Source organism: Exiguobacterium sp. s157 (assembly GCF_018618205.1).
Taxonomy (GTDB): Bacteria; Bacillota; Bacilli; order Exiguobacteriales; family Exiguobacteriaceae; genus Exiguobacterium; species Exiguobacterium chiriqhucha.
In genome coordinates this window covers 313,967-327,598 of the sequence record NZ_JACSLQ010000001.1, presented here as the reverse complement: position 1 = coordinate 327,598, position 13,632 = coordinate 313,967, and the positions used below count along the sequence as shown (strand labels likewise).

The 13,632-nt window shown below is 51.2% G+C and carries 14 protein-coding genes; 4 read left to right on the top strand and 10 right to left on the bottom strand.

All coding sequences use genetic code 11. The features are described 5' to 3' along the window. The first annotated feature begins 80 nt into the window (after positions 1–80). Positions 81–1,247 carry an FtsW/RodA/SpoVE family cell cycle protein gene (locus tag KNP67_RS01695; protein ID WP_021066962.1) on the top strand — a complete coding sequence of 389 codons (1,167 nt, stop codon included), beginning with the start codon at positions 81–83 and terminating at the stop codon, positions 1,245–1,247. Positions 1,248–1,287: 40 nt separating this feature from the next. Here the strand turns inward: KNP67_RS01695 and KNP67_RS01690 are convergent, their stop codons facing one another. From KNP67_RS01690 to yjbM, 3 genes are read right to left on the bottom strand one after another with little or no spacing between them, the layout of a single operon-like run. Next, complete coding sequence (locus KNP67_RS01690) at positions 1,288–2,154, bottom strand: RluA family pseudouridine synthase (RefSeq protein ID WP_214755762.1); 867 nt, start codon at positions 2,152–2,154, stop codon at positions 1,288–1,290. Between the two features lie 3 nt (positions 2,155–2,157). Continuing rightward, on the bottom strand, positions 2,158–2,955 hold the full coding sequence (locus KNP67_RS01685; protein ID WP_021066960.1) for an NAD kinase: 798 nt from the start codon (positions 2,953–2,955) through the stop codon (positions 2,158–2,160). 11 nt (positions 2,956–2,966) lie between these two features. Next, the gene (gene yjbM, locus KNP67_RS01680) at positions 2,967–3,611 is read right to left on the bottom strand and encodes a GTP diphosphokinase (RefSeq protein WP_021066959.1); all 645 of its coding nucleotides are present in this window, start codon (positions 3,609–3,611) and stop codon (positions 2,967–2,969) included. A 107-nt stretch (positions 3,612–3,718) separates the two neighbouring features. On the opposite strand from yjbM, the gene KNP67_RS01675 reads away from it, so the two are divergent. Both KNP67_RS01675 and KNP67_RS01670 read left to right on the top strand, forming a co-directional pair. Beyond that, complete coding sequence (locus KNP67_RS01675; RefSeq protein ID WP_207391684.1) at positions 3,719–4,300, top strand: CYTH domain-containing protein; 582 nt, start codon at positions 3,719–3,721, stop codon at positions 4,298–4,300. A gap of 322 nt (positions 4,301–4,622) precedes the next feature. Further along, the gene (locus KNP67_RS01670; RefSeq protein ID WP_236355671.1) at positions 4,623–5,159 is read left to right on the top strand and encodes a DsbA family protein; all 537 of its coding nucleotides are present in this window, start codon (positions 4,623–4,625) and stop codon (positions 5,157–5,159) included. A 219-nt stretch (positions 5,160–5,378) separates the two neighbouring features. On the opposite strand, the gene pepF is transcribed toward KNP67_RS01670, so the two are convergent. Genes pepF through cls form a run of 3 tightly spaced genes read right to left on the bottom strand, consistent with a single transcriptional unit; the run spans position 5,379 to position 9,784 of the window. Further along, positions 5,379–7,181 (bottom strand): oligoendopeptidase F, encoded by a 1,803-nt coding sequence (gene pepF / locus KNP67_RS01665; RefSeq protein ID WP_131471117.1) that lies wholly within the window; start codon positions 7,179–7,181, stop codon positions 5,379–5,381. 17 nt (positions 7,182–7,198) lie between these two features. Continuing rightward, positions 7,199–8,260 carry a competence protein CoiA gene (locus tag KNP67_RS01660; RefSeq protein ID WP_214755761.1) on the bottom strand — a complete coding sequence of 354 codons (1,062 nt, stop codon included), beginning with the start codon at positions 8,258–8,260 and terminating at the stop codon, positions 7,199–7,201. A gap of 12 nt (positions 8,261–8,272) precedes the next feature. Further along, a complete protein-coding gene (cls, locus tag KNP67_RS01655) occupies positions 8,273–9,784 on the bottom strand; it encodes a cardiolipin synthase (protein WP_029595781.1) in 1,512 nt (503 codons plus the stop codon). Between the two features lie 81 nt (positions 9,785–9,865). On the opposite strand from cls, the gene KNP67_RS01650 reads away from it, so the two are divergent. Next, complete coding sequence (locus tag KNP67_RS01650; RefSeq protein ID WP_214755760.1) at positions 9,866–10,588, top strand: SDR family NAD(P)-dependent oxidoreductase; 723 nt, start codon at positions 9,866–9,868, stop codon at positions 10,586–10,588. 37 nt (positions 10,589–10,625) lie between these two features. Here KNP67_RS01650 and KNP67_RS01645 read toward each other — a convergent pair whose 3' ends face one another. The 4 genes from KNP67_RS01645 to KNP67_RS01630 all read right to left on the bottom strand — a co-directional run bounded on the left by KNP67_RS01645 (position 10,626) and on the right by KNP67_RS01630 (position 13,474). Beyond that, on the bottom strand, positions 10,626–11,858 hold the full coding sequence (locus tag KNP67_RS01645) for a DUF2254 domain-containing protein (RefSeq protein WP_214755759.1): 1,233 nt from the start codon (positions 11,856–11,858) through the stop codon (positions 10,626–10,628). A 66-nt stretch (positions 11,859–11,924) separates the two neighbouring features. Beyond that, positions 11,925–12,578 (bottom strand): adaptor protein MecA, encoded by a 654-nt coding sequence (gene mecA / locus KNP67_RS01640; protein ID WP_021066951.1) that lies wholly within the window; start codon positions 12,576–12,578, stop codon positions 11,925–11,927. A gap of 180 nt (positions 12,579–12,758) precedes the next feature. Next, positions 12,759–13,157, bottom strand: coding sequence for a transcriptional regulator SpxA (gene spxA, locus KNP67_RS01635; protein WP_015881217.1), 399 nt, complete (start codon positions 13,155–13,157; stop codon positions 12,759–12,761). Between the two features lie 179 nt (positions 13,158–13,336). Further along, positions 13,337–13,474: a hypothetical protein gene (locus KNP67_RS01630; RefSeq protein ID WP_021066950.1), complete on the bottom strand. Its 138-nt coding sequence runs from the start codon at positions 13,472–13,474 to the stop codon at positions 13,337–13,339. Positions 13,475–13,632 lie beyond the last annotated feature (158 nt).

Genomic DNA, 13,632 nt, shown 5'->3' with positions numbered 1-13,632 from the left:
CAACTAGCGCGTAACGTATTGCGATTTTTTTAACTTACGGTAAGATAAAATACGTAGAGAAAGGGTGAGACGACTTCATCATGAACCGCATTCAATCTTATTTTAAAAGTTTAGACACAACACTTTTGACAATCGTCTTTTTCTTGATGATCATCAGTTTAGGTGCCATCTATACGGCCCAACCGATGTTGCCGACGCGATTGCAACATATTAATTTCGCATTTGACCAAGGAATCCGCTACATCATTGGGTTCTTCGCCATGTTCGCCATCATGACCATCGAATATGAACAGTTGCGAAAAATACACTGGTATTTGTATGGCTTCGGGTTATTGCTACTAGCCGGTTTGATTCCGCTCCGCGATACGACTCTCGTTCCGAACATCAACGGGGCGTACGGCTGGTATAACGTACCGGGCTTCAGTTTCCAGCCAGCCGAATTCATGAAGTTGTTCTTACTTATTTCCATGGCGACGATCGTCTATGACCATAATAAACGCTACGGTTCGTCCCAACAGGACACATGGCTATTAATGAAATTGGTGCTTCTCGCCATTCCGCCTCTCGCGCTGATTGTGACGCAACCAGACTTAGGCACAGGGCTCGTGTTGATTACGATGCTCGGAGCGATTATCATCGTGTCTGGTATCGGGTGGAAGTGGTTGCTCGGATTGTTCAGCGCCGCTGCCTTAACGATCGGTGGCTTCATGTATTTGTTCTTCTCGCATTTCGAGTTGTTACAAAGTTTCGTACCAGGCCACGCCTTGAATCGATTCCAAGCTTGGATTTACCCGTATGAGTATTCCGATGACCTGGCGTTCCAGTTAATCAAATCGCTTCAAGCGATTGGATCTGGCCAAATGTTCGGGGCCGGCTATGGACAAGGGCTCGTCTATCTTCCTGAGTCGCAAACCGACTTCATCTTCGCCGTCATCGCCGAGCATTATGGCTTTATCGGGGCAGCGATCGTGATTATCGTTTTCTTCTTGTTCTTGTACCGAATGATTCATATCGCCCTCGAAGCGAGCAGTCCGTTCGGAAGCTACATCGTCACGGCCGTCATCGCCATGTTCACGTTCCAAATTTTCCAAAACATCGGGATGACGATCGGCGTCCTCCCGATCACCGGTCTGACGTTACCGTTCATCAGTTATGGTGGGACCGGGATCATCATGAACATGATCGCCATCGGGCTCGTCATGAACGTCGCCTCTAAATCAAAAACGTATATGTTCGACGACGACTAAACAATAGTCCCGCACTCATCCGAGTGCGGGACTATTGTTGTTACAGGATGAATTGGAAATCAGCCGGGTCAGGGGCTTGGATGAACAGCTTCTCGCCGGTCAATGGATGATGAAACGCCGCCGAAGCGCTATGGAGCGCATGACGGTCGAGAACAGTCTTGCCACCGTACATCGTATCCCCGAGCAACGGATGGCCGATATGGCGCAGATGGACCCGGATTTGATGCGTCCGACCGGTCTCAAGGGCAATCGATAGTGCCGTATATGCGCCATGCGCCTCCGCTTCGAGAATATGTGTGACAGCATGCTGTCCGTCCGCTGTCACGATTCGCTCCATAATCGAATCGGGGGCGCGGCCGATTGGGGCATCGATCGTCTGTGGTTCAAGCTGCCCTTCGACTAACGCGAGATACGTCCGCGACAAGCCGCCAGTCTGTTGCAACTCGCTAAAGCGATGATGCACGTATGCATATTTTGCGAACAGGACGACCCCGCTTGTGTCACGGTCGAGCCGGTTGATGACGTGAATCGCCGACTGCAATCCAATCTGTTCATAATAGCCGAGCACGGCGTTGGCGAGTGTATCATCCGGATGGAGCCGGGACGGGATTGTCGCAATGCCTGCCGGTTTGTCGATCGCGAGCAAATAGTCATCCTCAAATAGGATCGTGAGCGGCCGCTTGGAACGGACCATCGTCTCTGCGGGCTGTTCGACCGGGAAGTGGACGGTCACTGCCTCCTCTGCTCGGATGTCATAGCGGACGGTGCGAGGCTTGCCATCGACGAGGATGAGGCCACCTTGTTTGATTTGGGTCAACATCTTTCGTGAGATGCCACAGTCTGTCATTAAAAAGTCGCGCAACGGGACGGTTGTCTCCGCGACGCGACGCAATGTAAATCCGTACATCGGTTACTTCCCTTCTTCAATGAACGATTCGCGGACCCGTCGCCAAAATGGGAACGGCCGGAACCGGGCAAACGTCACTTTTTCTTTCGCGACCGCACAGCGGATGGAGCGCACGTTCGACCACGACAACGCTTCTTGATGATCGAACGCGAGTTCAAACTCGGTTTTCGTGTGCGGAGCAATCTTCACTTGATGATGTTTCGGCAATAAGAGCGGTGACCCAATCGTGCGGTACACCAAGTTGTTAATCGACGCCATCTCCGTCACTTGAATTGCCTCGATGGACGGATGGACGATGGCCCCGCCGAGCGCTTTGTTATAGGCCGTCGACCCGGACGGCGTCGAGATGCACAACCCGTCGCCCCGGAACGTCTCGAAGTAATCATCGCGAATCGACAAGTCACAGACGAGTGTGCGCTTATAGTTTTTAATCGTACATTCGTTCATGGCGAGCTGTCGATCGGTCGTCCCATCCTCGTAATCGATGAGTACCTCGACGAGCGGGTATGACACCGGTTCGAACGACTCGCTTGTAATCATCTCCGTCAACTCATCGAGTTCATCCGGTTGCCAGTCGGCGTAAAATCCGAGATGGCCTGTGTGGATGCCGACGAGCAACGTCTGATCGAGCCGGTCGATATACTCGTGGAACGCCTGCAGCATCGTCCCGTCGCCTCCGACTGAGACGACGATGCGTGGCTCTTTCGAAACCGAATGCCCCGCTTCGGTCAATTTATTCGTCAACTCTTGCGCGATGTCAGCCGACCGCGCGTCTCCCCGTGCTACAATCGCAAACTGCATGCCGTGGCCCCCTAGTCTTGGTCCGTCTGGACGTTCATTTCTTTATCCCGGAACACTTGCTGTGCATCTTGAATCTCGACGCGAAGCTGGCTCATCTCGGCATCCAGCAAGAACGCCGCCTCGGCCGCTCGCCGCAGACGCTCTTGAACTTCGAGCGGCATATCCCCGTCGTATTTATAGTTAAGCGAATGCTCGATTGTTGCCCAGAAGTTCATCGCGAGCGTCCGTACTTGGACCTCGACGAGTGTCGGGAACTCGCCATGAATCGTTTGCACCGGGTACTCGAGAATCAAATGGTACGAGCGATAGCCCGATTCCTTTTGGTTCGTGATATAGTTGCGTTCCTCGACGATTTTAAAGTCGGTCCGATGATGGAGCAGTTCGAGGACGTGGACGATATCGTCCACGAATTGGCACATGATGCGGAGTCCGGCGATATCTTGCATCTCCGTCGACAATTTGTCATAAGGAATTTGCTTTCGCTTCGCCTTCTCGAGGATGCTGCCGACCGGCTTCACTCTTCCGGTGACAAACTCGATGGGAGAATGGTCATTTTGAGATTTATATTGCTTTCGAATCGCCTTGAATTTCACTTTCAGTTCATCGACCGCGATTTGATACGGCACTAAATATTGATCCCAATCCATGGATTGCATATGCTGTCACCACTTTCGTTCGTATCGGAAAGCCCTGCTTTTTCCGTATGTATCCGATTGTATGGTATCATAAACCAACAATTGTTCATAGAATGGAGCGATGATTTATGACCCAAGAAGTGGAAATTGAATTTAAATCGATGTTGACAAAAGACGAGTACGAAATGTTGCTCGCCGCCTACGATTTGACAGACGAAGTGAAATGGCAAGCCAACGACTACTTTGACACGCCGACGTTCGAACTGAAGAACCATGGTGCCGCCCTTCGCATCCGTGAGAAAAAGAACGGCCAAGTGCTGACACTGAAGCAGCCGCATGAAGTCGGCTTGCTCGAGACGCACGCCGCCATCAACGAAGAGGAAGCCGAGAACTTGTTCAAATACGGCATCATCCACGATGATCAAATGACGGCCGCGCTCGCTCCATTCAACTTGTCTGGACCGCTCGAACACCTCGGCCGTCTCGAGACGAAACGGGCCGAAATCGCGACACCGGACGGCCTAATCGTCCTTGATGAAAGTCATTATTTGGAAATTCACGACTACGAAATAGAATTTGAAGTGACCGACGAGGCGAGAGGGAAAATCGCTTTCGAACAGCTCCTTCGCGAGCATGGCATTCCCCTTCGTCCCGCTAAAAATAAAATCGTTCGATTCATGGAAGAAAAGGTGCGTCGAAATCAAGGTTGAGCAGATACGTTGCCAACCTTTTTTTTTCGTTGCTACAATGAGCATACGATATATTTGATTTTTGTTTACGAGAGGAGGCGACACAATGGAACTAGAACAATGTAATGAGTCATCCTGTTCACTGGAAGAATCTCCTATCCAAGCAACCTATAAACCATTAGAGTTATTCTATTTCATGGACATTTCTGATCCAGATGGACTTCATGTGATGACGCTCATTAAAAAGCTCGAACTTGAATACGGGCATTTGATTCGTTTCCGTATGGTTTCGACGGTTCCTAGTTGTGTTGGCGGATGTCAAGAAGAGGTTCGCCTTCTCACGATGATTAAGGCTATGGAGTTACAAGGGAAACGTCATGCGATGCGCTTCTTACGCCATCTGCATATAAACGATATCTTTTTGAAGGATGGCTCTAGCGACAGCGATTTGTGGGAAATTGCCCGCTCGTTCGTCGATTACGGGCTCGACATCGAGGAGTTGGCGGCCGATATCCAATCCAATCAACTGCTCAGCGCTCTAGCTGTTGACCATGAGATCTTAAAAGATTGGGAAATTGAGTCACTTCCTGCTTTGACGTTCGTCACGCGTGACGAAGCACTCAAAATCGAAGGATTGTACCCGTACGACGTCTACCAGGCCGTCATGGCCGAACTGCTCGGTTACGTCCCAACCCGGGAGTCCGAGTGGAACGTCGAGAAAGTATTGGGGCGCTACGATGCCTCGACCATCACCGAGCTCGCCTTCATCTTGGAGCTCGAGAAGCCGGTCATCGAGAGAGAACTGAAAAAACTGTCACTCCAGCAACGGTGCCGACCTGTCCCAGGTTGCAGCGGACAAGCTTGGGCGACGAATAAATGACACAACAAAACCCACGGCCGGGGAGCCGTGGGTTTTTTGCGATGTTCTCCGCGGGGACGGAAAACATCACGACCCGAGTATCTATACAGATCACAGGTTGGGAGAAAGTTTACGGTCAATAAAGGGGTTTGTGATTGATTTCACACTTATAATATACCGAGACAGGTGCGCCGTGACAAGCACTTTGTTCATATTGTCACATAATGTTCACGCATCCACTCATTGGAACAATAGCGTCTCCATCTCGTCGAGGACGGCCTCGAACTGATCGAGTGCTGCGAGCACCGGCGCTTTCGTCGTCATATCGACGCCGGCCGCCTTCAATACTTCAATCGGATAGTCGCTCGAACCGGCCTTCAAGAACTTGTCGATGTAACGACGGACAGCTGGTTCGCCTTCTTCCATGATCTGTTGCGACAACGCGGCCGATGCTGAGATCCCTGTCGCGTACTGATAGACGTAGTAATTGTAATAGAAGTGCGGGATACGGGCCCATTCAAACGCAATCTCACCATCGATAACGAGTTCGTCTCCGAAGTATCGCTTGTTGAGCTCGAGATACGTCTCATTCAAATACTCAGGTGTGAGCGAGACGCCTTCTTGGGCCGCTTTATGAATCATGTGCTCGAACTCGGCGAACATCGTCTGACGGAACAGTGTGCCCCGGAACGTTTCGAGCTGATTGTTCAACAGATAGAGCCGCTCCTGGCGGTCCGTGCGCGTCTTCAACAAATAATCGTTCAAGAGCGCCTCGTTCGTCGTCGAAGCCACTTCAGCCACGAAAATCGAGTAGTCCCCGTACGGATACGGCTGCGTCGCACGCGTATAATGGCTATGGACCGAATGGCCGAACTCATGGGCGAGCGTGAACAAGTTGTTGACGTTGTCCTGCCAGTTCATCAAGATGAACGGTTGCGTGTCGTACGCGCCTGATGAATAGGCGCCACTACGCTTACCACGTGTCTCACGAACGTCGACCCAACGTGAAGCAAGTCCGTCTTTGACGATTTGGACGTACTCGTCTCCGAGCGGCGCGAGCCCCTCGACCATCAAGTCTTTCGCTTCGGCATACGGAATTTTCATGTCCACGTCTTTGACGAGCGGCGTATACAAGTCGTACATATGCAACTCGTCCACACCAAGTGCCCGTTTCCGGAGCGCGACATAACGGTGCAACAAGTCGAGACGTTCGTTCACCGCCTCCACGAGCCCGTCGTATACGGATTCTGGGATGGCATTATGATGAAGCGCCGCTTGGCGGGCGCTCTCGAACTTGCGGACCGTCGCATAGAAGTTGTCTTTTTTCACGCTACCTGACAACGTCGAGGCGAACGTGTTCAAATATTGCTCGTACGTCCCGTACATCGCCTTGAATGCGCCTTCGCGGACGCTGCGGTCACTTGATTCGAGGAACGTGATATAGCGGCCATGCGTCAATTCGACGTCTTCGCCTTTCTCGTTCTTCACTTTCGGGAACTTCAAGTCGGCGTTGTTGAGCATGCCGAACGTCGAGCTCGACTGCCCGAGGACGTCACCGGCTTGGGCGAGAATCGCCTCTTCCGCTTCCGTCAACACGTGCGGACGTTCTTGTGCCAACTCGTCGAACGCGTGGCGATAGACGTTGAGTGACTCGTGCTCACTCATGAACGCCTCGATTTGGCTTTCGTCGATGGCGAGCAGCTCTGGCGTCATGAACGCGAGCTGAGCCGAGATTTGGGCAGCGAGCGAACCGGCACGGTCGTTCAGTGCCTGATAATGGCTGTTCGACGTATCCTCGTCGTAGCGCATATGGGCGTATGTATACAGTTTATGCAATTGACGCGAAATGTCGTCGCGTAGTTGCAGACCTGCGAATAAAGAAGCCGCGGATTCTCCGAGTTTCCCTTTGAACTCGACCAAGGCCGGTACGCTTGCTTTTAGCGCCTCAAAATCTTGTTCCCAAGCTTGATCGTCTGCATAAATCGTCTCTAAGTTCCACGTCTCCTCGACGGGTACTTGTTGTCGTGTAAGTACTTCTGACATATGTCCACTTCCTTTTCTTAGTTTGTATACGATTTCGCCATGAATCGCTGAAACCCTTGAAAGTATCGAAAATCGTGAAGCAACGCCGTGTCTAACGTCTTAGGCACTCGCCAATCGCGCACCGCCTCCGTCACGTCGAATACGTTCAACAGCTGTCTCCATTGTACTTCAAACGCTTGCAGAAAGTCGCTTGTCGGGGTCATGTCGAACTGGCGGCACGTCTTCTCGATGCTCCAATTGATGGAGTCTCCGGGGCAATCCCGTCGATTCAAGTAGAGCACCGTCTGGAACATGAACGGATGGACATGGATCCCCCACAGTGACGGCAAAGGCAAATAACAGTAGCTCGGTAACAACGAGGGCAACATCCCGAGCGGATACAGTCGGTTCAAGATGAGGCGGCGATACTGTGGCGTCGGATAAGGTGGCGTCATCCGCCTCCGCCGAATGACTTGGGTCCAACGATGGGCATCGAAGCCATAATATGCCGCGAACGGCGAGACATCGAACGAGGTCGCGACCTGCCATTGCCCGACGCCCGCTCGGATGGAGACCGGAAAGCCGACGAAGCGGTATAACGCCTGTCCGGTCGGGACGACCAGGCTATGTCGTCGCGCCAGTTCGGCCCGCATCCACGGTTTGAACGTTGTCACACCCCCGGGCTGCAGCCCGCTCGCCAGCCAGACGACGTCAAGTCCATTGTCGCGATAATGTTTCGTCCGGTCGACGTAAGACTCGATTGAGAGCGTGGACGCCTGGATTTCGACGACGAGCCGTGTATCGTCGCGTACTGCCACTAAATCGGCACGACGTGCGCCGATGACGACTTCTTGTTCGACTTCATACCCTTGCCCTTGAAGCCATTGCCGCACTCCCCATTTGTCTTCATGGTGTCCGGTCGACTCGCCGCATCCGCAAGGATTGACGTGGGCGAAATGGAGACGCCGTTTCACACCTTGCCTGACGATGACCCGTTCCCCGCATTCTGGGCACGAAAAAGGGGCAAACGGTTCAATCCGCCCCCGACTGAGCGTAAGGGCATCCACATACCCTCCAGTTCGACCGATGGCAAATCGCATTCCGCTTCCCCCTCATAATAGTGGTGAAAACATTCGGGCCAATGATTCGACGAGTTTGATGAAGTAGGATCGTTCCGAGAACGCCCGAATCTCCAACTCGTGTGACCCTTCAAAGTCTTTATACAAATCTTGTTTGAGCTGATGGACGGAGTTCGTGTTATACAAGAGCGCGTTCACCTCGAAATTGAGGTGGAAACTTCTGAAGTCCATATTCGCCGTTCCGATTGTCGCCAACCCATCGTCGACGACGATGACTTTCGAGTGCATGAACCCTTCCTCATACAAGTAAATCTTGACGCCGGCACTGAGTAGCTCCTCAAAATATGAGCGGCTCGCATAAAAGACGATTTTATGGTCCGGATAGCTCGGAAGCACGATACGGACATCGATGCCTGATAACGAAGCGGTCTTGAGCGCGCTCATGATGTCCTCGTCTGGAATCAAGTACGGGGACGAGATGTATACCGACTTCTTCGCCGCATTGATCAGCGCGAAATAAATCGATTTCATCGTCTCGTACGGCTCATCCGGTCCGCTCGCCACAATCTGTACGCCGCCGCTCGCACTTCGCACCGTCTCGAGCGGCTCTAGATAGAACGGCGTGAATAGACGCTCACCCGTCATGTAGTACCAGTCCTGCAAGAAGATGAGCTGGAGTTCCGACACCCCTTCCCCTCTGACGTATAGATGCGTGTCACGCCAAAAACCGAACTTCGAATGCTCGCCCAAATATTCATCTCCGACATTCAACCCGCCTGTGAACGCCTCTGTTCCATCGATGACGACGATTTTCCGATGGTTCCGATAGTTCGTCTTACTCGAAACGAGCGGCAGGACGACCGGGAAGAACGCTTTGACATGGACGCCTGCTTGGCGCATCTCGTCAAAGAACGTCCCGCTCGTATGAATCGAGCCGACCGCGTCATATAGAAAGCGCACCTCGACCCCGGCCTTCGCCTTCTGAATCAAAATCCGTTGAATTTCCCGAGAAATACGATCTTCCCGGAAAATATAATATTCGAGATGGATGTGGCGGGTCGCCCCTTTCAAAGCGGGCAACAACTTCGAGAACTTCTGTTGTCCGTTCGTCAGCACTTGCGTATACGTGTTTGACGAAACGGGTAATTGATTCAGAGACGACGTCAAATGGAGCAACTTCTCATAATCGTCATGGGAGAACATGAGCGACGGCGACAACGTCATCGCCTTCTGTCGATAAGCGAGGTACGTCTCTTCGTCCAACATGGCCTTCTCTTTGAACATGCGCTTCCGGCGATAGTTCTGTCCGAACACAAAATAGGCGAACAGCCCGACGACCGGGAAGCCGAGCATGACGATGGCCCAAATGAGCGTCCGCTGCGGATTTCGATTCTCGAGCAGGATGACGAGCAGGATGCTGAACGTCGTCAAAAAGACGAGCACCGAGAACAACCCGATCACTTGCGAGCTCCAGTAATACGATAATACGGCAATGAGACCTGCGAGCAAAATCAGGGATAAAAGTACTTGTATGCGTCGCAACATATTATAAACTGACCTCGTTTCTGTCTTGTATTATCATAATTATACAACTTAACACCATCTTTTGAGGGGAGCGAACAAAATATGGGCACATTTTTGGTTACAGGAGCGACGAGCGGGATTGGACGGGCCGTCGCCCTTCGTTTGGCTGAGGACGGACATGACGTCATCGGCATCGGCCGCGACGAGACACGAGGTGCCGCACTCGAAGACGCCTCACCACGCATCACTTTCCTTACATGTGATTTAGCCGAATCCGAGCAAGTTGAAGCATTGATGGACCGCTTGAGCGAGGACAAGGTCGTCCTCAACGGATTATTCAACAACGCCGCGACGTTCGGTCGTCCCGGGACACCGGAGCGGTTGCCGGCGACCGCGTTTGACGACGTATTCGAACTGAACGTGTTGGCTGTGAACCGGCTTATCCAACGCGCCATCCCGCTGTTGGCGACGGGAGGGAGCGTCGTCAATAACGTTGCAATCGTCGGCCACGTCAAATTTCCGCCGATGCTCGGTCCATACGCCGCCTCGAAAGCGGCCGTCATCGCCTTGACGAAGACGTTCGCCCATCGGATGAAAGGCAAAATACGTTTCAATGCGGTCTGTTTCGGTCCGGTCGATACGCCACTCAGTCATAAACTGTATGGCGGTGAGGCCAAATTCCAAGAGGCGATGACCCATCATTTCCGGGGACATGCCGCCAAACCGGAGGAAGTCGCACCGGTCGTCACATTCCTATTGAGCGAAGCGTCAAGCTATATTAACGTTCAAGCCATCACGGTGGACGGTGGTTATACACTCTCATAAGTACCAAAAGGGAGCGGTCACTCGAGACCCCTCCCTTTTACGTCTGTACTTTTCGGGCACGCATCATCTGATTCGTCAGAAACGCGCGTTCTCTCGGATGCAACTCTTCAAAATCGAGCGACTCCTCGAAATAGTCGATGAACTCCTCGAACGTCTCTTCGTGTGTGGCATGTGCTTCCAGTCGGGCGATTCGGATCGCCTCGAACACGGATGCCATCACAAAGATGTCATGGCTCGCATACGTCTTGATTGGGGTGAGCGCCTCGAACAACGTCGCCTCCATCGGTTTACGTTTGGCGTGCCATTCGCTCTTGTCATTGGAAAATAAGAAATCCCCTTCAGGTAATCGGCTCAGTTCTCGCAAAATGTCGCCGATGTAATGAATGGCGTGAATCGCAGTATTCGGATCGTTAATCCCGGGCGAGATGCCTTTCAACGCGATTTCACTCAATTTCTCGATGACGAAGGCCGGGTCTTGAATCGAGGAGCGAATCTCCCCAATTTGGAACACGTCGACATCGAGCGCTTCTTCTCCGAGCCAATAGCCGAGCAAGTCTCCTTTCGCCACGAAATCCCCGACGGCCACGACCGACTCGAAATCGACATCATGGCTTTCTTGTTTCTCGCTTGCGAACAATTGGATATAGCCGGTGCGCGGCGCATAGATGGCCTGGCCCTCGAACGTGTGGACCGAACGTTCGGGAACGATGTGCATCTTTCCGTCCTCCACCGCTTGCTGTTGCGTCTCGATGACGGACAACGCCTCGCGATGCAGGGCTGACAAGAGACGTTCGGCTTGAATTGAGACGCTTATCGTTTGTATGAACTTGACGAACGCCCAGATGGAACTGACGACGAGCAACACGCTGACGCCCGAGGCGAGTACGACATCCTCATCCGACGTCCGAATTAAAAATAAGTTCGTGATCCCGTACACCGTCGTCATGATGAACAAGCCGAGCGTATGTTTCGATGCCGAGTTCGTCAAAAAGTTATTGATTGTTCGTGGTGAGAACTGTGACGAGTACGTCGTCAAGACGACGAGAATCGTTGAGAAACTAAACGTCATCATCGTCATCAGACTCGTAAAGGACGAGGACAGCACGGTTGCTGCCGAATCCTTATCTAAATAGACGATTTCGGGCAACAGTTCCCGAAAGAAGTTTCCGAAGTATTGGGTCAGGAACGTTAAGGCAATCCCCCCGACCCCATATAAAAACGGGACAAACCAGGCACTATCGGCCAACATCAACTGCAAACGCTTGAACATCACGACACCTCGTTTATGTATTAGTTAGAAAAAAATCGCCTGTCCATATGAACAGGCGATTGGGGTTTAGAAATAGTGACGGACTTTAGCGAAGACATCCCCATCGAGGATAAGCTTACCGTATTCTTCGAGCATCGCTAACGTCTGCGTGCTGAACGTCAAATACTCGGCCAAGAGACTCAATACGTTCTCTTCTTCCTCTGGTTCCATCTCTTCCGGGAAATCGATCCACAAGTAATACTTCTGATCGTAGTGGAACAGTTTGAGGTCGACGTTGCTTAACGTCTCTCCCGCCCGTTTGCTGAGCGAGATGATTGCCTCAAAGTCATCCGTTTCCATAGCGAGCGGAGCCCACGCCTCCTGCTCGGTTTCTTCATCGAGTTCACTCAACTGGTCGAGCACCGATTGTTGATCGCGTGCCTCATCGATTGCCGAGCGTAGGAGTGATCCGAGCTCAGAATCGTCTTCGGCGCCAATCACGTTTTTCGCGATCGTCACGGTCACTTCGAGTCCTTTTTCAAAAGCTTGTACTTGTATCCATAGTGGACCATCAAACGAGATATCTTCTCGTTCGTGCGCTTCGTCCATCATCTGCCAGAACAGCTGCTCACCACGTTCTCGGTTATACCAGATTTCATCACGAGCGAAACCGCGTTTTTCGATATCGACATACGTAATGAAAAATTTGACGGTATTGTCATTGATGCGCTCAATTTTCACGATTGTCCACTCCCTTCTCACCTCACTCCTACTTCAACAATTAAGGAGGAGAGGGGAAATTGTCTTGTTATCATAGTACCCTTTTTTTAACGTGTCAATCTATTGATGATGGGGTTGTTACTATTATTTTATCGGAAAAACGGAATAATAAAAAGCACACTGCTTAGACAGTATGCTTCCTCACTCGTTGACGAGTCGTTGCGCTTCTTGAAGTTGGAACGTCCGGACCTTGCGCGGCAAGAATCGACGAATCTCATCTTCGTTATACCCGACTTGAAGACGTTTTTCATCAATCAAGATTGGACGGCGAAGCAATCCAGGATACTCTTGAATCAAATCGTATAGTTGTTGAAGCGAGAGCGCATCGACCGATACGTCGATTTTAGAGAAAACTTTAGACCGGGTCGAGATGATTTCATCCGTCCCGTCCTCTGTCATACGTAGGATTTGTTTGATCTCATTAAGTGAGAGTGGTTCTGAAAATATATTTCGTTCCGTAAATGGGATATCATGCTCTTCAAGCCAAGCCCGTGCTTTTCGGCACGATGTGCAGCTCGGAGACGTGTAAAGTGTGACCATTTTCGTTCCTCCCTGATCAAATGTTCGTTCATCTTTTTCAAGTGACTCTATTTGTATACCCAAAAAATCGTTCACTTAATTATAATAATTCTTATCAATTGAAACTTCAATGATAACTTTTCTCACTCGGGTAAGAAAAGAGGACGCATTCTCGAGAATGCGACCCTTGATCGACCGTTCTAGGACGCCGGCATTCGAGAAACCGGTTGTGATACCGTCTCTTTGCCTGGCTTCACTTGCAAGTCTTTCAATTTCTTCTTGAGGACTTCTTTTAGAAGTTTCTTTTTCTGTTGCAAAACTTTATTACGTTCTTTCATGGTCTCTCACCCCCAACGCCAAAAGGACCGGACCGACCGTTACTGAATCTGAAAATCTTGAACTTGCACTAATCTACATTTAAATTATAGCACATTCTTATGAAAATAGTTGAACAATCTCCAATTTTTTCATCATTTCACACGTTCCAAATTTGCTT

Bases quoted from the DNA above. Each gene is read 5' to 3' on its own strand.
- KNP67_RS01695 (WP_021066962.1), top strand. From the start codon at position 81: ATGAACCGCATTCAATCTTATTTTAAAAGTTTAGACACAACACTTTTG.
- KNP67_RS01690 (WP_214755762.1), bottom strand. From the start codon at position 2,154: ATGTACGGATTTACATTGCGTCGCGTCGCGGAGACAACCGTCCCGTTG.
- KNP67_RS01685 (WP_021066960.1), bottom strand. From the start codon at position 2,955: ATGCAGTTTGCGATTGTAGCACGGGGAGACGCGCGGTCGGCTGACATC.
- yjbM (WP_021066959.1), bottom strand. From the start codon at position 3,611: ATGCAATCCATGGATTGGGATCAATATTTAGTGCCGTATCAAATCGCG.
- KNP67_RS01675 (WP_207391684.1), top strand. From the start codon at position 3,719: ATGACCCAAGAAGTGGAAATTGAATTTAAATCGATGTTGACAAAAGAC.
- KNP67_RS01670 (WP_236355671.1), top strand. From the start codon at position 4,623: ATGATTAAGGCTATGGAGTTACAAGGGAAACGTCATGCGATGCGCTTC.
- pepF (WP_131471117.1), bottom strand. From the start codon at position 7,181: ATGTCAGAAGTACTTACACGACAACAAGTACCCGTCGAGGAGACGTGG.
- KNP67_RS01660 (WP_214755761.1), bottom strand. From the start codon at position 8,260: ATGCGATTTGCCATCGGTCGAACTGGAGGGTATGTGGATGCCCTTACG.
- cls (WP_029595781.1), bottom strand. From the start codon at position 9,784: ATGTTGCGACGCATACAAGTACTTTTATCCCTGATTTTGCTCGCAGGT.
- KNP67_RS01650 (WP_214755760.1), top strand. From the start codon at position 9,866: ATGGGCACATTTTTGGTTACAGGAGCGACGAGCGGGATTGGACGGGCC.
- KNP67_RS01645 (WP_214755759.1), bottom strand. From the start codon at position 11,858: ATGTTCAAGCGTTTGCAGTTGATGTTGGCCGATAGTGCCTGGTTTGTC.
- spxA (WP_015881217.1), bottom strand. From the start codon at position 13,157: ATGGTCACACTTTACACGTCTCCGAGCTGCACATCGTGCCGAAAAGCA.
- KNP67_RS01630 (WP_021066950.1), bottom strand. From the start codon at position 13,474: ATGAAAGAACGTAATAAAGTTTTGCAACAGAAAAAGAAACTTCTAAAA.